This window comes from Clostridium boliviensis (assembly GCF_033342255.1).
Classification (GTDB): domain Bacteria; phylum Bacillota; class Clostridia; order Lachnospirales; family Lachnospiraceae; genus Lacrimispora; species Lacrimispora boliviensis.
This window is the reverse complement of sequence record NZ_JAWONS010000030.1, coordinates 51511-70751: the sequence shown is the minus strand read 5'-3', so window position 1 is coordinate 70751 and position 19241 is coordinate 51511. Positions and strand designations below refer to the sequence as shown.

Annotated in this window: 16 protein-coding genes; 14 read left to right on the top strand and 2 right to left on the bottom strand. The window is 42.1% G+C overall.

The features are described from left to right. Window positions 1-19: 19 nt before the first annotated feature. Window positions 20-1138 (bottom strand): PucR family transcriptional regulator ligand-binding domain-containing protein, encoded by a 1119-nt coding sequence (locus tag RZO55_RS01760; protein WP_318062582.1) that lies wholly within the window; start codon window positions 1136-1138, stop codon window positions 20-22. A 158-nt stretch (window positions 1139-1296) separates the two neighbouring features. Between RZO55_RS01760 and RZO55_RS01755 the strand changes: the two genes are divergently transcribed. From RZO55_RS01755 to RZO55_RS01720, 8 genes are all read left to right on the top strand, one after another. Further along, the gene (locus RZO55_RS01755; protein ID WP_318062581.1) at window positions 1297-1902 is read left to right on the top strand and encodes a cytidylate kinase-like family protein; all 606 of its coding nucleotides are present in this window, start codon (window positions 1297-1299) and stop codon (window positions 1900-1902) included. A 94-nt stretch (window positions 1903-1996) separates the two neighbouring features. After that, window positions 1997-2719 carry an amino acid ABC transporter ATP-binding protein gene (locus RZO55_RS01750; RefSeq protein ID WP_318062580.1) on the top strand — a complete coding sequence of 241 codons (723 nt, stop codon included), beginning with the start codon at window positions 1997-1999 and terminating at the stop codon, window positions 2717-2719. Window positions 2720-2731: 12 nt separating this feature from the next. Then, entirely contained in the window at window positions 2732-3427 is a 696-nt protein-coding gene (locus RZO55_RS01745) for an amino acid ABC transporter permease (protein ID WP_318062579.1), read from the top strand. A gap of 39 nt (window positions 3428-3466) precedes the next feature. Beyond that, on the top strand, window positions 3467-4360 hold the full coding sequence (locus RZO55_RS01740; RefSeq protein WP_318062578.1) for a substrate-binding periplasmic protein: 894 nt from the start codon (window positions 3467-3469) through the stop codon (window positions 4358-4360). 28 nt (window positions 4361-4388) lie between these two features. Then, window positions 4389-5519 carry an iron-containing alcohol dehydrogenase gene (locus RZO55_RS01735; RefSeq protein WP_318062577.1) on the top strand — a complete coding sequence of 377 codons (1131 nt, stop codon included), beginning with the start codon at window positions 4389-4391 and terminating at the stop codon, window positions 5517-5519. A gap of 30 nt (window positions 5520-5549) precedes the next feature. Then, on the top strand, window positions 5550-6908 hold the full coding sequence (locus tag RZO55_RS01730; protein WP_318062576.1) for an aspartate aminotransferase family protein: 1359 nt from the start codon (window positions 5550-5552) through the stop codon (window positions 6906-6908). Between the two features lie 215 nt (window positions 6909-7123). Continuing rightward, window positions 7124-9517, top strand: coding sequence for a dockerin type I domain-containing protein (locus RZO55_RS01725; RefSeq protein WP_318062575.1), 2394 nt, complete (start codon window positions 7124-7126; stop codon window positions 9515-9517). 21 nt (window positions 9518-9538) lie between these two features. Further along, a complete protein-coding gene (locus tag RZO55_RS01720) occupies window positions 9539-11311 on the top strand; it encodes a cadherin-like beta sandwich domain-containing protein (protein WP_318062574.1) in 1773 nt (590 codons plus the stop codon). A gap of 87 nt (window positions 11312-11398) precedes the next feature. On the opposite strand, the gene RZO55_RS01715 is transcribed toward RZO55_RS01720, so the two are convergent. Further along, window positions 11399-12250 (bottom strand): MurR/RpiR family transcriptional regulator, encoded by an 852-nt coding sequence (locus RZO55_RS01715; RefSeq protein WP_318062573.1) that lies wholly within the window; start codon window positions 12248-12250, stop codon window positions 11399-11401. A 257-nt stretch (window positions 12251-12507) separates the two neighbouring features. Here RZO55_RS01715 and RZO55_RS01710 point away from each other — a divergent pair, with 257 nt between their 5' ends. The 6 genes from RZO55_RS01710 (at window position 12508) to RZO55_RS01685 (ending at window position 19229) form a co-directional block, all read left to right on the top strand. Next, the gene (locus RZO55_RS01710) at window positions 12508-13896 is read left to right on the top strand and encodes a 6-phospho-beta-glucosidase (RefSeq protein WP_318062572.1); all 1389 of its coding nucleotides are present in this window, start codon (window positions 12508-12510) and stop codon (window positions 13894-13896) included. 66 nt (window positions 13897-13962) lie between these two features. Continuing rightward, window positions 13963-15798 carry a beta-glucoside-specific PTS transporter subunit IIABC gene (locus RZO55_RS01705; RefSeq protein ID WP_318062571.1) on the top strand — a complete coding sequence of 612 codons (1836 nt, stop codon included), beginning with the start codon at window positions 13963-13965 and terminating at the stop codon, window positions 15796-15798. A 12-nt stretch (window positions 15799-15810) separates the two neighbouring features. Then, window positions 15811-16983, top strand: coding sequence for a mandelate racemase/muconate lactonizing enzyme family protein (locus tag RZO55_RS01700; protein WP_318062570.1), 1173 nt, complete (start codon window positions 15811-15813; stop codon window positions 16981-16983). Window positions 16984-17241: 258 nt separating this feature from the next. After that, window positions 17242-17622 (top strand): GntR family transcriptional regulator, encoded by a 381-nt coding sequence (locus tag RZO55_RS01695; protein WP_318062651.1) that lies wholly within the window; start codon window positions 17242-17244, stop codon window positions 17620-17622. A 28-nt stretch (window positions 17623-17650) separates the two neighbouring features. After that, window positions 17651-18202, top strand: a complete 552-nt coding sequence (locus RZO55_RS01690) for a UvrB/UvrC motif-containing protein (RefSeq protein ID WP_318062569.1) — start codon at window positions 17651-17653, stop codon at window positions 18200-18202. Further along, window positions 18186-19229, top strand: a complete 1044-nt coding sequence (locus RZO55_RS01685; protein WP_336624242.1) for an ATP--guanido phosphotransferase — start codon at window positions 18186-18188, stop codon at window positions 19227-19229. Before RZO55_RS01690 ends, RZO55_RS01685 begins: the two co-directional genes overlap by 17 nt. The last annotated feature ends 12 nt before the right edge of the window (window positions 19230-19241 follow it).

The following is a 19241-nucleotide window of genomic DNA, read 5'->3' as shown; positions in this document are numbered from 1 at the left end:
GACATTATCTCTCCCATCATTATATGTCAAAATATTCTCTGATGTAAAAAGCCATTAACAGATCAAATTTAATTTTGGAATCATCCAATTCTGTTCCTAACAATTCTTTGATTTTTTTCATTCGGTATATGACCGTGTTCCGGTGGGTGTGCAGTTTGCCCGCAGTTTTAAGCAGATTGCAGTCAGACAGGAGGAAGACTTTTAAGGTACTCATGTAATCGGTATCATGGGCTGAATCAAAGTCTTCCAGCACCCCTAAACTGTTTTGGTACACAGACTGCAGCAGTTCCGGGTCAGAGGAGGAAAAAAGAATCTGAAAAATCCCAAGCTCATCAAAATTAACAGAAGGTATACTCCAGAACAAGGACGCGGCCAGGGCAAAACGGGCGCGTTTATAACAGATTCCTATTTTGGCGAGGGAATGAAATTCATTACCAATACCCAGTGTTATGCCGTCATAATACATAAGGATATCCATGATTTCACTCAGTGATGGGGTGGACTGGCAAGTAAGATAAAGGAGGATCTGCAGATTATCGTGTTCAAAAAGATGATATTTTAACGAGAGACGGTTTAAGGTAAATGTAATTCTGGTAATATTGCGCAGATTTTGGATTACTATAATCCGGTAGTCGGCTGCGGTTGGAAAACCGTTCTGGTTTAAGGTCATAAGAGTGGTATCGTGAATCGGGTCCTGATAAAGGGCCGTCTGAAATGCAGCGTTTAAATGGTCTGCGTTCTGAGTATCGTGAAGGAGTGTTTTGCAATAGTCCTGCATGATATCTACCAGATGAACTTTCCATGGCATGGTGATTAAAGGGAATTTATTTATTTTGCAAAAGTCCAGAATTTCAGGGGACAGATCGGCTGTTTCCAGATATTTTCCTACATTGATAAGAAGTCCGCTGCAGTTGTAAGTCACCAGTGAACGGATAAAATCAGACAGACAGGTTCCGCTTTGTGTAAACAGTCCAGTGGTAATAACCAGCTCTCCTCCCTTTAAAAAGGATATATTCTGTATGTCCTCTGCCAGGTAAATCCAGGAGACAGAGTTTGAAAGTCCGTTTTCACCGCTGTGAAGGACAAGGCTGTATTTTTCAGATCCAGAATGATACAAATCAGAAACTTTAGTTCTCATAATCGCTGCCTCCTCTCAGATTGAGGGTAAGTATACCACAAATTGTACTTAAAGTACAATAACTAAAAAAAAGATTGGAATCTGCAGACATTGCAGGGGTAACCGGGAAGGGATATAATGAATGCTATAACAAATCCTTCAGAAGAGAGGTGCACCATATGAAAGAAAAGTTTGTTGTTACGATTACAAGGCAGTTTGGAAGTCTGGGGAGACCCATAGCCAGAATGGTCAGCGAGAACCTTGGAATCGAATATTATGACCGGGATATTGTAGAGATGACTTCCAAAGATTTAAATCTTCCAGTCTCTGCTGTAAGCGATGTGGAAGAAAGTGCAAAATCAGCATTCTTTAACATGAACTATCCTCTTGGTATGGGAACCACAAACATTCAGGATTCAGTCTTTGCAGCCCAGAAAAAGATCATTATTGATCTGGCAGAGAAGGAATCATGCATTATCGTAGGCAGATGCGCGGATCATATTTTGGAGGATTATAAAAATACGATCCACATTTTTATCTATGCGCCCTATGAGGCAAGGTTGAAAAACTGTGTGGAACGTCTAAACATGAGACCAGATGAGGCGAAGAGGATGATTGCTTCGGTTGATAAGGCGAGAGAGTCCTATCACAGACATTACTGCGGTTATGTGATGTCAGACAAGGAACATAAACATATCATGATTGATTCCAGTCTGTTAGGTGTAGAAGGAACCTGTGAAATCTTAACTGAAATAATTCGTAAAAAATTCAAGAATATGTTTTAAAAATGCATATATATAGAATATTCCAGGCAATGAAGCTTTTGAAAAAAAGACATTGCCTTTTTGTTGTATAAAAAGAGCGAAAAGGAGGTTAATCATGCTGCAAATTAAGAATCTGTCAAAATGCTTTGAAGATCTGGAAGTTTTAAAAGATGTGAACCTGTCAGTAGAAAAGGGTGAAGTAGTGGTGATTATAGGGCCTTCCGGATCAGGGAAAAGTACACTTCTGCGCTGTGTAAACTTACTGGAGAACCCAACAGGGGGAGAGATCCTGTATCAGGGAGAGGATATTACACATCTGGGAAAAAAGGTCACAGATTACAGGAAGCAGGTAGGCATGGTATTTCAGAGGTTCAATTTATTTCCGTTAAAAAACGCACTGGAAAACGTAATGTATGCGCCGGTCAAATTGAACAAGGTTCCTGTAAAAGAGGCAAAAGAGCAGGCACTGGACCTTTTGAGGAAGGTAGGTCTGGAAAACAGAGCCCATGCATATCCAACCGCATTATCGGGAGGGCAGCAGCAGCGGGTTGCCATTGCCAGAGCACTGGCAATGAAACCGGAGATACTTCTCTTTGATGAACCCACATCAGCTTTAGACCCTGAACTGGTAGGAGATGTTCTGGAGGTAATGAAGCAGCTGGCAAAAGAGGGTATGACCATGATTGTGGTCACCCATGAAATGGGATTTGCCAAAGATGTGGCAGACCGTGTGATCTTTATGGATGGCGGGTATGTAATTGAGGAAGGCGCACCCCAGGAGATATTTACTAATCCTAAAAATGAAAGAACCAGGACATTTCTGTCCAGAGTGTTATAAGGAGGTGAAGGGATGGAATTAAATTTTGGAAAAACGATTCACACACTGGGACCCAGCCTGTGGGGAGGAGTAGGTATTGTTTTGTATATTACCCTTTCTGGTTTTTTCTTTGCATTAATGGCAGCACTTCTTATTGCAATCGGGCGTCTCTCCAAAAACAGGATGCTCAGCCGGGTTCTTTCGGTTTTCATTGAGCTGGTCAGGGGAACTCCTCTGCTCGTGCAGCTTTTTTACATCTATTATGTTATTCCTACGTTGTTAAACGGGGTACTCTTAATGGCGGGATATGAGACCAATATACAGTTAAAGGCATCTACCTGCGGAATCATTGGATTTGCAGTTAATTACGGATGTTACATGTCGGAAGTCATTCGTTCTGCAATACTTGCAGTGGATCCGGGACAGAGAGAGGCGGGGCTTGCACTGGGATTTTCGGAAGGAAAGGTAATGCTTCATTTCATTATACCTCCGGCACTGAGAAATTCGGTACCGGTATTTGGAAATTATCTGGTTATGCTCATAAAGGATACGTCCCTGCTGGCAATGATCTCGGTGCAGGAACTGCTTCTGCGCACAAAAACCTATGCATCTCAGACGTTTCTCACAGTAGAAGCGTATACTCTGCTGGCAGTTGTTTACCTACTGCTGAGCATTCCCCTTTCCCAGATAACCGGAATTCTGGAACGGAGACTGAAACGTATGCCGTAACCCTTAAAATTATCATATAAAAAGAAAGGCAGGAGAATTATGAAAAAAATATCAGGATTAAAAATGGCTGTACTGGGAGTGCTGGCTGTAGTTTTATTAGCAGGCTGTGGTGTTTTAAGTGACGGGCCAGGTCAAAAGCAGGCGGCCTCCACACAGCAGGGAGCAGGAGAATCTGCCATGCTGAATAAGATAAAGGAGAAAGGATATATACAGATTGGTTCTTCCAATGACGCTCCATTCTGCTATAAAGATGTGGAAAGCGGACAGTTAAAAGGAATTGATATTGAAATATTAAAAGAACTGTGCAGCCGCCTGGGTATTGGGGATATTAAAATGAAGGAAATTGATTTTTCCAATCTTCTGGTGGAATTGAATAATAGCAATATTGATATGGTTGTGGATGGGATGTATGTAAAGGACGAGAGACTGGAAATAGCGGCATTTACTGATAAATGGTATCAGGAGGGAGAGGCAGTGGTAATTCCCGCTGATTCTGCTGTGAAAAGCAAAGAGGATTTAAAAGGCAAGACAATTGGTGCGCAGCCAGGTACCGCATTTTATGAGACAGCACAAAAATGGCTGGCTGAAGGAAAAATAGGCGAACTTCTGGCTTATGACAATCAGGCAACGCTGATGACAGCGGTTAACACAGGAAAGGTCGACGCAGTCGTAACAGATGGTATTGTTGCCGGCTATACGCTTTCAGCGGACAGCTCTTTAAAGCTTAAACTTCTGGCACCCTATGAGGCAGAGGCCAGCGGACAGATCGGAGCTGCAGTCCGTTTCCAGGATAAGGATTTCCTGAATGAAGTAAATCAGTGCCTGAATGAAATGAAGGAAGACGGTACGCTGTTAAAAATATTAAAATCCTATGGGCTGACGGATGATTATTTTGTTAACGCAGAGGACGGGAAAACTGAAAACGTAAAATAGTGCAAATACAAAGAAGAGAGGCATTTATATGGAGTTTCAATATTACCTGCCGGTTAATCTGGTATTTGGAAGGGGAACGGCGGATTTAATCGGAGAAAAGGCAGCCAGACTTGGAAAGCGGGCTCTTATCGTGACGGGTGGCAGGAGTACCAGGGAGTCCGGTCTTCTTGCCAGAACAGAAGAATTGCTTAAAAGGCAGGGAGTATCGTCTGTATTGTTTGATAAAGTAGAGCCTAACCCCATGACAACTACGGTCTGTGAAGGGGCCGGTATTGCAGTGGAGGAAGCATGTGACCTTGTTGTTGCTCTTGGAGGAGGAAGCAGTCTGGATGCAGCGAAGGGAATTGCTTTCCAGGCAGTAAATGGCGGAGATATTAATGAGTATATTTTTGGAAAGAAGGTCAGCGATAAGGCACTGCCGGTACTGGCAGTTCCAACGACCTGCGGAACCGGAAGTGAAGGCAATGGATTTGCGGTAATGACAAATCCTGATACGCTTGATAAAAAATCACTCCGGTGCAGTGCCATTGTACCGAAATGCTCCATCATTGATCCGCTGCTGATGACCACCATGCCGCAGAGAGTTCTGGCATCGGTAGGCTTTGACGCTCTTTGCCATAATATAGATGGATATCTGTCATCCATAGCTCAGCCGCTTACCGATATGATGGCTTTGGAAGGAATCCGGCTGGCTGCTGACAGCTTAAAAAAAGTCTATCATAACAGGGAAGATTTAGACAGCTGGGAGAAGCTCTGTCTTGCAAGTACACTGGGCGGAATGGTTATCAACACAGCAGGAGTGACCGCACTTCATGGGCTGGAACACCCGGTCAGCGGACTTAAAAATGCAGTACATGGCAGAGGGCTGGCGGCGCTTGCTCCTTATGTTTATGAAGCATCCATAAAAGGTTCTCCTGATAAATTTGCAGCCATGTCAAAGCTGCTTGGAGGAAAAGATGAATCTGACTTTGTCAGTCAGATCAGGGAGCTGATTGCAGAACTTCATTTGACAGAAACACTGGGGGAGATGGGAATCAGTAAAGCAGATGTACCATGGCTGACGGAAAACTGCATGAAGATCTCAGCAGCCAGTATTGCCAGTCATCCGGTCATTTTGAATCCGGAAGAGATCAGCCGTATTTATACAAAATCAATTTAGATGCCGCACCATGGCAAAAAGGAGGATAATATGCTGAGAGATGCATTGCCAGAAATAAAGATGCCCCTGCCGGGGCCGAAAGCTGAGGCCGTTTTAAAACGGAGAGAGGAAGCTGTGCCAGGTGCCATTAAATCGGTATACCCCTGCGTGATCAAAAGAGGAGAGGGGGCTATGCTGGAGGATCTGGATGGTAACAGGTTTCTTGACTGGGTAGGCGGAGTAGGTGTATTAAATATTGGTTACAGCCATCCGGAGATTATAGAAGCGGTGAAAGAACAGGCAGATCAGTATTTTCATGGTATGATGAATATTGTCACACACGAAGGATACATAAAACTTGCTGAGAAAATGAATGAAATTGTTCCTCTCAAAGCAGAAAAAAAGAAAACCATGTTCGCCAATTCTGGCGCCGAGGCAATAGAAAATGCAGTAAAAATTGCAAAGTCCTATACAGGAAGGCCTAATATTATTGTATTTTCAGGGGCATTTCATGGAAGAACGCTTCTTGCTGCGACGATGACGGCAAAAAAAGCATACGCGCTGGGAATCGGACCGTTTCCAGATGGAGTTTACCGCGCGGAATTCCCATATCTCTACAGAAATCCAGAGGGATTAAGCGATGAATCAGCTATTGGATATTATATGGAAAAGCTTCAGAAGGTATTTGAAGAAGCCTCTCCTTCAGAATATGTGGCAGGTATTGTGGTAGAACCGGTGCAGGGCGAGGGCGGCTTTGTTCCCGCTCCCATAGAATGGGTTAAGGCTTTAAGAACCATTTGTGATGAGAAAGGAATTCTGCTGATTGCAGATGAGGTTCAGACCGGATTTGCACGTTCCGGCAGGATGTTTGTATCCGATTACTGGAAGGATGCCGGCTGTGCTCCGGATATTCTGGCATCAGCCAAATCTATTGCAGGAGGATTGCCCTTAAGTGCAGTCACTGCGGCGGCTGACATCTTTGATGGTGTAAAAGGCGGAATTATAGGCGGAACCTTCGGAGGAAATGCGCTGGCCTGCGCATCTGCATTAAAGGTAATAGAGCTTATGGAACGAGAGAATCTGTGTTCCCGTTCTGTTGAGATATCAAACTTATGCAGAAGCAGGTTTGAATTATGGAAAAACAGATTTAAAGAAGTAGGTGACGTCAGAGGAATCGGCTGTATGATGGGGATTGAATTTGTAACGGATAAGCAAAGTAAACAGCCAAGTGCAGGACTGGTTCGTAATATTGTTGATTACTGTGTCCGTCATGGCTTAATTGTGGAAAGTGCAGGTGCCTATTCCAATGTGATTCGCTTTTTATGTCCGTTAGTGGTAACCGATACACAGCTTGAAAGCGGGCTATCTATTTTAGAATCTGCAATTGAGGCATGCACAGAAATCGCCTAAAAGTAAATATATGTAATTTATGCAGCAGGGTGTTTCATCATCCTGCTGCTTTTGTGTCCGAATAAAATGAAAGATTTTCTTACAAATATTTCCAAATGGGTAAAGATTGACTGATTCAGATTGACACATGGTATCATTTGTCATTATAATAAAATAATGTATGCTTTACATATAACTGGAAATAAAAATACCGAAGTGTATTATGGGAGAAACAGATGAAAAAGTATAAAAAAGCTGGTAAGTGGGCAGTAGTACTTGCCAGTATTCTGGTGATTGAATCGTTTACAGGAGCGGTATCGCCATACATAGATACGTATGCTTATACAAATAAGACGGCAACGGTGAATGCCACAACTTTGAATGTGAGAAGCGGGCCGGGGACTTCTTATTCCATTGTTACGAAACTGGCCAATGGAGCATCCGTTACCGTAGTCAATGAAAAGAACGGATCTGACGGAGGGCTCTGGTATGAAATACGGTTTAACAATTCCAATGGACAGACTGTGACAGGTTATGTTACAAAAAGTTATCTGAAATTTTCGGCGGTTTATACCAGTGATGCGGATTTTGAATCAAAATTGTCGGCTCAGGGTTTCCCTGAAAGTTATAAGGTACGTTTAAGAGCGCTGCATGCCCAATATCCCAACTGGGTGTTTACTGCCCAGAAGACCAATCTGGACTGGAATACTGCTATTAAGGAAGAAAGTCTGGTAGGAAAAACTCTTGTACATACAAATAGCATGTCATCTTGGAAATCTACGGAAAATGGGGCTTATGACTGGAACAGCAGTACCTGGGTGGGATTTGACGGAAGTACCTGGGTTACGGCATCAGAGGATATTGTCAAGTATTTTATGGATCCCAGAAATTTTCTGGATGAAACCAATGTATTTCAATTTTTGACGCATACATATGACAGCAATAAGCATACACTGGAAGGATTAAATACCATGGTCAGGGGGACATTCCTGTCAGGAAGCACTGACAATACCGGTACTTCCCAGGGAACCTCACTCACTCCGCCGGATGGCGGATCAGCCACGGATCCAGGAAATGCGGTGGGTCCAGGAGCCAATATTGGTCCAGGAGCAAAAACAGAGACTCAAGGATCCTCTTCCGGTAATGTAAGCCTGGAATCACCTCAGGCATCTATTACGCCTAATCATGCATTTATACTTATGGAATATGGTCCTGGAGCAAGTCTTACCGGACCATCTGCCAATTCACCTGCGGGCGGAACCACAACAGGAACCACAACAGGCAGCCCTGCCTATACCAATATGATTATGAATGCGGCAACCCAGTCAGGAGTGAATCCATATGTACTGGCAGCCATGATCATTCAGGAACAGGGTTCTGCAGGAACAGGCAAGAGTATATCCGGCACAGAATCAGGATATGCAGGAGTCTATAATTTCTTTAATATAGAAGCATACCAGTCCGGAAGCATGACCGCAGTACAGAGAGGCCTGTGGTGGGCATCTCAGACAGGCAATTACGAGCGCCCCTGGAGTACTCCGGAAAAATCAATTTTAGGCGGTGCGCTATATTATGGTAATAACTATGTAAAAGTTGGGCAGGATACATTTTATCTGAAGAAATATAATGTACAGGGTGCGAATCTGTATAAGCATCAGTATATGACCAATGTACAGGGTGCGGCATCTGAGGCAGCTGTATATTCAAAAGCATATAACAATGAGATGAAGCAGACCGGACTTGAATTTAAAATACCGGTTTATAATAATATGCCCGAAAATCCCTGCAGCCAGCCAACGGGTGACGGCAATCCCAATAATAAGCTGTCAGGGCTTAGCGTAGATGGATTTGTTATGACGCCCAGTTTTGACCGTGATACCAGAGAATACAATCTGATTGTGGATTCAGGTGTGACTAACATTAAAGTGAATGCTTCTGCGTTATATGCTGCTTCTTCCATAAAAGGAACCGGAACAATAGCGCTTCAAAGCGGAAATAATGATATAAAAGTTTCAGTTACTGCGCAGAATGGTAATGTAAGAGAGTATATCCTTCATGTGGTCCGACAGGCCAATGGACCTACCTATAGCTCCGGAAATAATAACCAGCCAGGTTCTGGTTCTTCAAACGGAAACAACTCTTCGGGTGGCAGCAGTTCTTCAGGCGGCAGCTGGGGACCAGGAGCTTCCGGTTCCAACTCAGGTAATGACGCAGGAACTCCAGGCGGAAGTAATATCACCATTGCGCCGGATGGTTCTACCCAGACATCAACACAGACTGGTTCTACAACAGCAGCACAGTCAACTGCCGGAGCAGGACAGCAGGGTTCGGAATATGGCCCGGGTGTTAAAAACCCTGCACAGACCGAGGCTCAGACGCAGGCGCAAACTCAGGCCCAGGAACAGACCCAGGCACAGCAGCCGGCTTCTTCCGGCACCACTTCAAAAGGAAGCGGTGATATAAACGGAGACGGGAAAGTTAACAGTCTGGACGTGCTGAAGCTGCAGCGATATCTACTGGGTCTGGAGAAATTGCCGGAAGCAGGAAAAGCCGCAGCCGATTTAAATGGAGACGGAAAAGTTAATGCTCAGGATCTTCTTCTTCTGCAGAAGAAAGTACTTAACATGTAAGTTTATTAAATAGGAGACAATATGAACAGGAAACTAAAAAAAATAATCACCAGCCTTATACTGGTTTGTATGATGGCTGTAATAAGCCCTTGGGGCCACATTGTATCCTTTGCATCGGATGCTAAGATCTCATTTTCCGATCCTTCCGTTATGGTAGGCAATGATGTGACCGTGAATATGAAAGTGACCAGCGATACCGCGCTGGGAACTGCGGAGATCATGCTGTCTTATGACCCGGGAATTCTGGAATTTGTAAGCGGAACCAGCGCAAACGGCGGAGCCGGAGCCATTAAGATACTTGGAACTATGAATTCCGCTGATCAGAAATCGTTTCAGTTTACGCTGAAATTTAAAACGCTGAAAGCAGGAAACGGAAAGATTACAGTTACTTCACAGGAAATCTATGATGTCAATTCCGGAGCTGTTACCGTATCAAAACAGGGCAGCTCCACGGTAAAGGTTACATCACCTGCAACGTATTCAAAGGATGCAACACTGAAATCCTTAAAGATTTCACCCGGAACCTTATCCCCTGATTTTTCTTCAAAGGTAGACAGCTATACGGCCGAGGTTGATGCCAACACAGCGGATCTGGTTGTCAACGCAGTGGCTTCCAATGCAGGAGCACAAGTAACGCTTACTGGAGAAAAGGGCTTAAAAGCGGGAGAGAATCAGGTTGTAGTAAAGGTGACCGCGGAAGATGGCCAGACAATCAAGAACTATACCATAAAGGTAACAAAACCGGAAGGCGGGGAGACAACTCCGACAGCTAACCCAGGCGGAGAGACTGGTGAAGCAGAGTTTAGCTCCGCTTCCGTAACAATTCATGATATTGTGTACCGCATCGCATCTTCCTTTGATGAGTCCACACTTCCCGAAGGCTTTGAAGCCGCAAACTATCAGTATAAGGGAACGGAAGTGATGGCTGGTAAAGGGCTTGAAAAAGATATTCTTTTATTATACTTAAAGGATGAAGGCGGCAACGGCGGTTTCTTTATCTATAATGAAGGAGCGGATAGCTGGTCCCAGTTTGTTGAAGTAAAAACTACGGAAAAAGCGGTTGTAATTATCCCTCTGGATGGAGATGCAGCTGTTCCCGAGGGCTTTAAAGAACAGCAGATTGAAATTGATGGCATAAAGGTTACCGGCTGGGTTGCCAATACAGAATCAAAGGCAGAGTATTGTCTGTTCTATGGTATGAACTGGAACGGAGAAAAGAATTTTTACCGGTATGATCTTACTGAAAAGACGGTGCAGAGATATTTTGCAACCGGTGTTACCAATGACAAATATGTGGAGCTGGCGCAAACTTACAGTGACCTGCTTAAGGATTACCATCTGCAGTTCTATATTTTGATTGCAGTCAGCGTACTAGCCCTTGCATTACTGGTTATTGTCATTTTCCTGATTAAACGAGGCGGCGGACCGGATTTAAGACCTGATAAACCCCTGCATGATAATCATAGGAAGGACGAGCCCAAGAGCCGCGGAGAAAGCCGCGCAGAGGCAGCACCGCCTGTGACAGTGAGACGCTACAGCAGAGAGGAGTTCAAAGAAAGAGAACGGACCGGCAGACTGGATTCCGGTTTTGAAGATGATATCATGGACGAGCCTGATACGTTCATACCCAAGACCACTTCTTATGAGGAAGAGGACGATTTTATGGAAGAGTCCAGCCTGGAAGAGATGGAGCAGAATTTAATACCTGGGGGAAGGGCAGTCAATTCCCGAAGAAATCCAAAGATGAATGAGAATGAGGATGATGACTTTGAATTCATGGATCTGGATGACTGATCAATTATATAAATTAAAATAATAACGAAAGCCGCCTTTTATAGGCGCTTTCGTTTTATTTTTAAAAAAGATATATTCATTTTCTTACTAAATCCTGTCATCCATAAAACTGATCGATTCATGAAGATATCTGATGTTTCTTATCCTATCTTTGTTATAAATGCAGCCAAACAAAACATCCAACATATATTGCAATGCTATATGAGAACTAAACTGGGATATTCTGTCCTGCAAATTTTCTTTATCGCTGATAGGAAGGTGGTAGGTTACATAATTAGGGTATAAATTGCTCCCCGCTTTTCCGATAAAGACAACAGGAATTTTTCTTACGTAAAGCTCTTTTAGTATTGGAAAAATAAAAGAGGCTTTTCCAGAATAGGAAAGAACCATGGCAACATGAGTTTTTGTTGAGGATAATACAGTCATACGCTGCTTATAGAAGGAGCTGGGACAGTTTACAGTTCTTCCGATTGTCAGCATTTTATCGAGAAAACTCTCTGCCGGGTTTAAATTGTGCGCATGTGTATAGATATCAATTACCTCAGCATTATAAAGCAATGTTGAGATCTTTTCCAATTCTAAAGCATCTATATAATTGAATGTATCACGTACTGTGGTTTCATATAATTTCATCAGTTTACTTGCAATCATATTTGGGCTGTCATGCTGTTCAAACGGATAGTTGACGTCAATCACTTCCTGGCCTTTCTCGATATCTGCTAAATCCTGAGCCAGTTTTACTTTCAATTCATTAAAACCCTTTAATCCCAATTTCCGGCATAATCTGTGAACCGCTGATTTGGAAACAGAAATGTTAATGGAAAGCTGCTGTATGGTCATTTCCACAACTAAATTCTTGTTTGCCAAAATATATTTTACAATATCATTCTCAACAGGAGTCAATGAATCACATAGTTTTATAGTATTTTCTAGAAGCATGGTCTTATTCACCCTTTCTATTTATCTAATTTTTGCTAATTATGTGTACTGATCTATCGTTCCATTGTACAAGTTAATTATACCATAGGTGAAGAAATAAATAAAAGTATCAAAAAGTTTCATAAAAATCAATTAAATCGTTGTTTTTTTGGAAAAAAGAGCCTGAAAGGCCTGCTTATATTGAATAAATAATAGAAAGCAGATAAGATACAAATAAATCATAATTAATCAGTTGCTAAGTTTACAGGAGGTACGTAATGAATAAATCTATTAAAATAGTAACAATCGGAGGCGGAAGCAGTTATACACCTGAATTAATGGAAGGTTTTATTAAAAGGTATAAAGAATTGCCTATAAGTGAAATCTGGTTAGTAGATATTGAAGATGGAAAAGAAAAGCTTGAAATAGTTGGGCAATTAGCCAAGCGTATGTGGGATGCCACACCATACCCGGTAAAGGTTATAACAACTTTAAATCGGAGAGATGCTTTAAAAGGAGCTGATTTTGTAACAACACAGTTTAGGGTGGGATTGTTGGATGCAAGAATTAAAGATGAAAGAATCCCGCTGCTTCATGGGATGCTGGGACAAGAAACTAATGGAGCCGGCGGAATGTTCAAGGCATTTAGGACAATTCCGGTAATGAGAGATATTATTGAGGAAATGAAGGAATTGTGTCCGGAAGCATGGCTGATTAATTTTACGAATCCCAGCGGAATTATTACAGAAGCGGTCATCAAGCATTTTGGATGGAAGAAGTGCATCGGATTGTGTAATGTACCTGTGATTTCTATGATGAATGAGCCAAAGGTAATAGGAAAACAGACATCAGATTTAAACTACCAATTTGCAGGGCTGAACCATTTCCATTGGCACAGAGTATTTGATAAAAATGGCAATGAAGTAACCGGACAGTTAATCGACCACATCAACGAAAAGAACGGCGGAACACCGGCCAATATTTATCAGGCTGAATTTCCGTTAGAATTGTTGCATTCAATGAATTTGCTGCCATGTGGATATCATCGTTACTATTATCTTGGAAAAGAGATGCTTGAACATAGTATAGAAGAATTCAAAAAAGGCGGAACCCGGGCGGAACAGATGAAGGCAGTGGAGGCTTCCCTCTTTGAAATATATAAAAATCCTGACTTAAATAAAAAGCCGGAGGAGCTTCAAAAACGTGGAGGTGCTTATTATAGCGAGGCTGCCTGTGAATGTATTAATGCAATCTACAATAATAAAGGAATTCATATGGTGGTAAGTACCCAGAATCAGGGAGCAATCCCCTGTCTGGATACAGATTCAATTGTAGAAGTATCCTGTTTAATTTCCGCAAGAGGAGCCACACCTATGGCATGGGGAGACATGGGATCATTTGAAAGAGGGCATCTTCAGGTTATGAAAGCAATGGAAGAATGTACAATCAGTGCGGCATTATCGGGTGATTATGGTATGGCTTTACAGGCATTTACCATAAATCCGTTAATACAAAAGGGAGGTGAAGCCAGACTGGTGTTAGATGAATTGCTGGTAGCACATGAAAAATATCTTCCGCAGTTCAAAGAAAAAATAGCTGAGTTAAAGAAGTTGGGGGTAGAGTCTAAAGATCCTGTAGTATTGGATTTAATGAAGAATGGCTATTGATTGCTTTTGCTTGATCCAGGGGTTACTAATTATAATTAAATATTGATGTATAGGAGAGGATCCGGTATGAATCAGAGAGAGATTACTAATTTAATTATCAAACATGTTGGTGGAGTGGAGAATATCGGTGATATGTATCACTGCATGACGCGATTAAGATTTAATTTAATTGATAAAGGGAAATTTAACACAGAGGAATTGAAAAAGATACCTGGTGTTATTAACACAGTACAGTCCGGTGATGAGTCCCAATTAATTATCGGAGCGGAAGTGGATAAGTTTTACAATGATTTACAGGCCCAGGGTATTGGGAAGAATAAGGGTGGAGGAAACTCAAAAACACCGTTTAGCGTATCAAACGTTTTAAAAGCTGTTTTAAATACAATTGTTGGTATTATGGCACCAATTCTGCCCATCATTATCGCAGGTGGTATGGTAAAGGTGATACTTGCCGTATTAGTAATTCTGGGTATGAGCAATGATACACAAAGTTATAAAATTTTATCACTGATATCCGATGCACCATTTTATTTCCTGCCGTTTTATATCGCTAACAGTGCTGCGAAGAAATTTCAGACAAACAGCTATATGGCAATGGTAATTGCCGGTGTCATGCTTCATCCGAATTTTTTGAAATTAGTAGCAGATGGTGATAAAATTTCTTTGTTTAATTTACCTGTACATTCCGTAAAGTATGGGGCCAGTGTAATCCCGATTATTCTGACTGTATGGTTTATGAGTTATGTGGAAAAAGTTGTAGAGAAATTCACGCCCAAAATGATAAAGACTATGTTAAGGCCTATGCTGCTATTAATTATAACAGCCCCTGTTGCATTGATTGTAATTGGACCAATCGGCGCTTATATGGGAGATGGAATTTATTTCATTATTAAGAATATTAATGAAAATATTCCTTGGGCTGTACCAACTTTAATGGGTATTTTCTCTCCTCTTCTTGTTATGGTAGGCATGCATTTATCAATCACACCATTTGCCGTTCTGTCTGTTTCCCAATTAGGTTATGAGACACTGATGGGTCCGGGAATGCTGGGAAGCAACGTTGCACAGGGCGGAGCAGCATTGGCAATTGCTTTAAAAGAAAAGAAACTGGAGAAACGGGAAGTTGCAATATCAGCTGGTATTACTGCATTATCAGGAATTACGGAGCCTGCATTGTATGGTGTTACATTAAAATATAAGAAAACCTTAGCCTGTGTAATGATTTCAGGTGGAATTGCAGGATTTTATGCAGGTATTACAGGATTAGTAAGATATGCGATTGCATCTGCCGGATTTTTATCTTTACCTGTATTTATTGGTGATAATCCTCAAAACCTTATTCATGCAGTAATTACTGCAACAATTGCTTTAGTACTTTCCTTTGTTCTGACCTCTATATTTGTAAAAGTGGATCGTGAAGAACAAATAGTGGTTCCAAACAGCAGTAAAACAGGTGAAATCTTAAAAAGTGTAGCCCGTGGAACCGTAATACCTCTTGAAGAAGTAAAGGATGAGGCATTTTCATCAGGCGCATTAGGAAGCGGAGTTGCAGTTCTGCCGATGGAAGGAACCGTTTATTCTCCCGTTGAAGGTCAGATTTCAATGATTTACCCAACTGGACATGCAATAGGAATAACAACCAAAAACGGCAGGGATGTCCTGATTCATATCGGGATTGATACTGTAAAGATGGAAGGAAAAGGATTTAAATCCTATGTGGAAAAAGGAGCTATGGTTCGCCCAGGTGATCGTCTTGTTGATGTTGATTTAAATTTAGTAAAAGAAAATGGATATGATACCAGTATTATTGTTCTGGTATTGAATTCAACGAATGAGGATATAACAGTGACCGGTAAAGGGGAATTATCCGTTAATGATGAATTGCTGCAAATAAAGAATTAAAGGGGGATTTCAATGAAAATTACGAATGTGGAAGTGTTTTGCGCAGATTTTGACAAAAGTGCTCCAAATGAACCGATATTTATAAGGATCAATACGGATGAAGGAATTTACGGATTAGGAGAAGCCGGGTTAGCCTATGGAAATTCCAAAATGGGTGCGATAGGGCAGATCCAGGATTTTGCTAAATTAATCATTGGACAAAATCCCATGCAGATAGAAAAAATCTGGAATCAGCTTCATAAAGAAACCTTTTGGGGCCTGGGCGGAGGTACCGTGATTTTTTCCGCCATAAGTGCGATTGATATTGCGCTTTGGGATATAAAAGGAAAGTTTTTAGGAGCACCGGTTTACGAGTTATTAGGCGGAAAGGTCCGTGATAAAGTAAGGGCATATGCCAGCCAGATTCAATTTGACTGGGATAAAAACTCCCATCCGTTAGGAGGAGTGAAAGCGTATGGAGAAGCTGCCGCAAAAGCGAAAGCTGATGGTTATACTGCTCTCAAAATCGATCCATTACAAAGGGATGAGAATGGAAAGAAAAATTACCGGAATGATGGATTACTGGCAGGGGAGAAGCTGAATCTGTGTAAAGACCGGTTAGTGGCGATCAGAGAAGCTGTCGGCGATCAAATGGATATCATTTTGGAACTTCACGCAAAGACAGACATTAACGCAGCGTTACAAATCAGCAAGCTTGTTGAAGAACTGAATATTTTTTATATGGAAGAGCCGTGCGGCCCGTTAAATCCGCAGTTAATGTCACTCTTAAAAGAAAAAACCAGAATTCCTCTGGCTGCGGGAGAGCGTATTTACTCCAGATATGGATTTCTTCCATTTATACAGAGCAGAGCTTTGGACGTAATACAGCCTGATGTAGCTAACTGCGGAGGAATATCCGAAGCAAAGAAAATATGTGATATGGCTCAGATTTATGATGTGTTAGTTCAGCCTCATGTATGCGGAGGACCTGTTTCTAACGCTGCTGCACTTCAGATAGAAGCGGTTATTCCTAATTTTTGCATTCATGAACATCATGTCGGTAATCTGACTGATTTTACCAGAAGCCTGGGAATTTATGAGGACCAGCCGGTTAATGGTTATATCACAATATCTGATCGTCCTGGAATTGGGCAGGATATTCCTGAAAAGATTCTGAACAAATGTACAAAGACAGTGATTCGTTAGAATTTTAAAAATTAAATTTAAAGCAACAAAGGGGAGATTTGGTGCTGCTTCATTGCAATTTTGCGATGAAGCAGCATTTTTGATTCAGGCCCCTGCTATTGAAAAGCGTAAATTGGTTTGTTATAATGGTTATCTAAAAGAAAAAGAATATTGCCATTTTTAAACTGCATTTTAAGATTTGGCATATAATATATATTGAAAAATGAATTATCGTGTGCTATTATGTGTATAACAGATATAACGAAAGATGGTGAAAAGATGATATTGCAGATTGATTTTAACAGTGATGAAGCGATTTACATTCAGCTTCGGAACCAGATAATCATAGGAATCGCCACGGAAAGTATAAGAGAAGGAGACCCCTTGCCTTCCGTGCGCCAGATGGCCGATAACATAGGCATTAATATGCATACGGTAAATAAGGCGTACTCTGTACTCAAACAGGAGGGATTTGTGAAACTGGACCGCCGGAAAGGAGCGGTTGTTTCCCTTGATGTAGATAAAATGCAGGTTCTTGATGAAATGCGCAGGGATTTAAGTGTTGTATTAGCAAGAGGCATCTGTAAAAATATTTCGTGTGATGAGGTTCACCAGCTGGTTGACGAGATCTTTCAGTCTTTTATGAAAAGCCAGAGATAGCAGTGATTCCCAGGATTGGAGGTTCTATATGTTATGCGAGAAATGTAAGATTCGCGAAGCAAATATTCAATATACGGAAGTGGTGAATGGTGTAAAGAAAGAACACCATTTTTGTGCCCAATGTGCAAAGGAGATGGATTTTGGTGTATATGCAGCTATTTTTGACGGGGAATTTCCCCTTGGTAAGCTGCTGTCAGGTCTTTTAGGCATAGAAGATAGTGAAAAAGGACCTGATAAGCTATCACAGATTGCCTGTCCATCCTGCGGTACCAGTTACAGTGAGTTTGTGAAGGACAGCCGGTTCGGCTGTGCAGACTGCTATAGCGTGTTTGGTCCTCTGATGGAGGACAGCATTAAGCAGCTGCAGGGAAATCTTATTCACACAGGTAAAACACCTGTTTATCAAAAAATGGATCAGATTAACCAGAGCGCTGAGGAAGAATTAAGTACCGCATCTGATGAGATTTCTGAATGGGATGCGAAACTAAAGGAAGCGCTCCGATTTGAGGATTATGAGACGGCAGCTGTTTGCAGAGATCGGATCAAAGAACTCAGGGAGGGGAATGAAAGCGATGCTTAAATGGTTTGAACAGACTGACAACAGCCGGTGCGGAGTAGTCAGCAGCCGGATTCGTCTGGTCAGAAACTGGAAGGAATATAAATTTCCCTCTAAACTGGATGAGAAGGACAGCAGCGAGATGATTCACCGCCTGGAGTTCGGTTTAAAGGATTTAAATGAAGAGATTGGAAAGCCGCTGTCTTTTTCCATGCTGGAAGACTTAAACGAACTGGACAGGGTGGCATTAAAGGAACGAAGAGTATTAAACAGTTCCATTGCTGCAAAGCAGTCACCTGTGGGATTTTTGCTGTCAGACAATGAGGATACAGGGATTGTCTTTAACGGAGATGATCATATCCGGATCCAGGTGTTAAAAACCGGTCTGCATCTGGATGAACTCTGGGAGCAGGCGAATCGGATTGATGATTATATGAATGAACGTTTTCCATATGCATTTGATGACCGGTACGGCTACTTAACGGCATTTCCTACGAATGTAGGAACCGGACTCAGGGCATCGGTTGTGGTACATCTTCCCATGTTATCCCAGGGACGGAAGTTTTCAAGCCTGATTGGAGAGATGGGACGGTTCGGAGCTGCTGTACGTGGTGTTTATGGAGAAGGAGAAGAGAATTTCGGCGCTCTTTATGAGGTTTCCAACCAAAAGACACTGGGACAGACCGAGCGGGAGATTGTTGATACTGTTACAAAGGCAGCCATACAGCTGGCCAATCAGGAGATGCAGGTAAGAAAGCTATCCCTGCAGCGACGGAAAATTGAACGGGAGGATGAGATTTATAAGTCCTATGGTGTGCTGAAATATGCCAGAAGGCTGACTTCCAGAGATGCAATGATATTTTTGTCACAGATGATGGCAGGACTGGAAGACGGTCTGATTCATACAAAGGAAGAGTTCAACGTTTACCGCCTGATGTTAGGCATCTGGCCGGCAAATCTGCAGAAAATATCCGATCGTCCTCTGAACAAAGAGGAATTGGACATGGCCAGGGCGGAGTTCATCCGGGAGAAGCTGCCGGAATTAAATTGACAGGAGGAATGC

Excerpts from the sequence above, each read along its gene's own strand:
- RZO55_RS01760 (WP_318062582.1), bottom strand. The coding sequence starts at position 1,138 with ATGAGAACTAAAGTTTCTGATTTGTATCATTCTGGATCTGAAAAATAC.
- RZO55_RS01705 (WP_318062571.1), top strand. The coding sequence starts at position 13,963 with ATGAATCAGAGAGAGATTACTAATTTAATTATCAAACATGTTGGTGGA.
- RZO55_RS01725 (WP_318062575.1), top strand. The coding sequence starts at position 7,124 with ATGAAAAAGTATAAAAAAGCTGGTAAGTGGGCAGTAGTACTTGCCAGT.
- RZO55_RS01730 (WP_318062576.1), top strand. The coding sequence starts at position 5,550 with ATGCTGAGAGATGCATTGCCAGAAATAAAGATGCCCCTGCCGGGGCCG.
- RZO55_RS01740 (WP_318062578.1), top strand. The coding sequence starts at position 3,467 with ATGAAAAAAATATCAGGATTAAAAATGGCTGTACTGGGAGTGCTGGCT.
- RZO55_RS01685 (WP_336624242.1), top strand. The coding sequence starts at position 18,186 with ATGAAAGCGATGCTTAAATGGTTTGAACAGACTGACAACAGCCGGTGC.
- RZO55_RS01745 (WP_318062579.1), top strand. The coding sequence starts at position 2,732 with ATGGAATTAAATTTTGGAAAAACGATTCACACACTGGGACCCAGCCTG.
- RZO55_RS01695 (WP_318062651.1), top strand. The coding sequence starts at position 17,242 with ATGATATTGCAGATTGATTTTAACAGTGATGAAGCGATTTACATTCAG.
- RZO55_RS01735 (WP_318062577.1), top strand. The coding sequence starts at position 4,389 with ATGGAGTTTCAATATTACCTGCCGGTTAATCTGGTATTTGGAAGGGGA.
- RZO55_RS01750 (WP_318062580.1), top strand. The coding sequence starts at position 1,997 with ATGCTGCAAATTAAGAATCTGTCAAAATGCTTTGAAGATCTGGAAGTT.
- RZO55_RS01690 (WP_318062569.1), top strand. The coding sequence starts at position 17,651 with ATGTTATGCGAGAAATGTAAGATTCGCGAAGCAAATATTCAATATACG.
- RZO55_RS01715 (WP_318062573.1), bottom strand. The coding sequence starts at position 12,250 with ATGCTTCTAGAAAATACTATAAAACTATGTGATTCATTGACTCCTGTT.
- RZO55_RS01720 (WP_318062574.1), top strand. The coding sequence starts at position 9,539 with ATGAACAGGAAACTAAAAAAAATAATCACCAGCCTTATACTGGTTTGT.
- RZO55_RS01755 (WP_318062581.1), top strand. The coding sequence starts at position 1,297 with ATGAAAGAAAAGTTTGTTGTTACGATTACAAGGCAGTTTGGAAGTCTG.
- RZO55_RS01710 (WP_318062572.1), top strand. The coding sequence starts at position 12,508 with ATGAATAAATCTATTAAAATAGTAACAATCGGAGGCGGAAGCAGTTAT.
- RZO55_RS01700 (WP_318062570.1), top strand. The coding sequence starts at position 15,811 with ATGAAAATTACGAATGTGGAAGTGTTTTGCGCAGATTTTGACAAAAGT.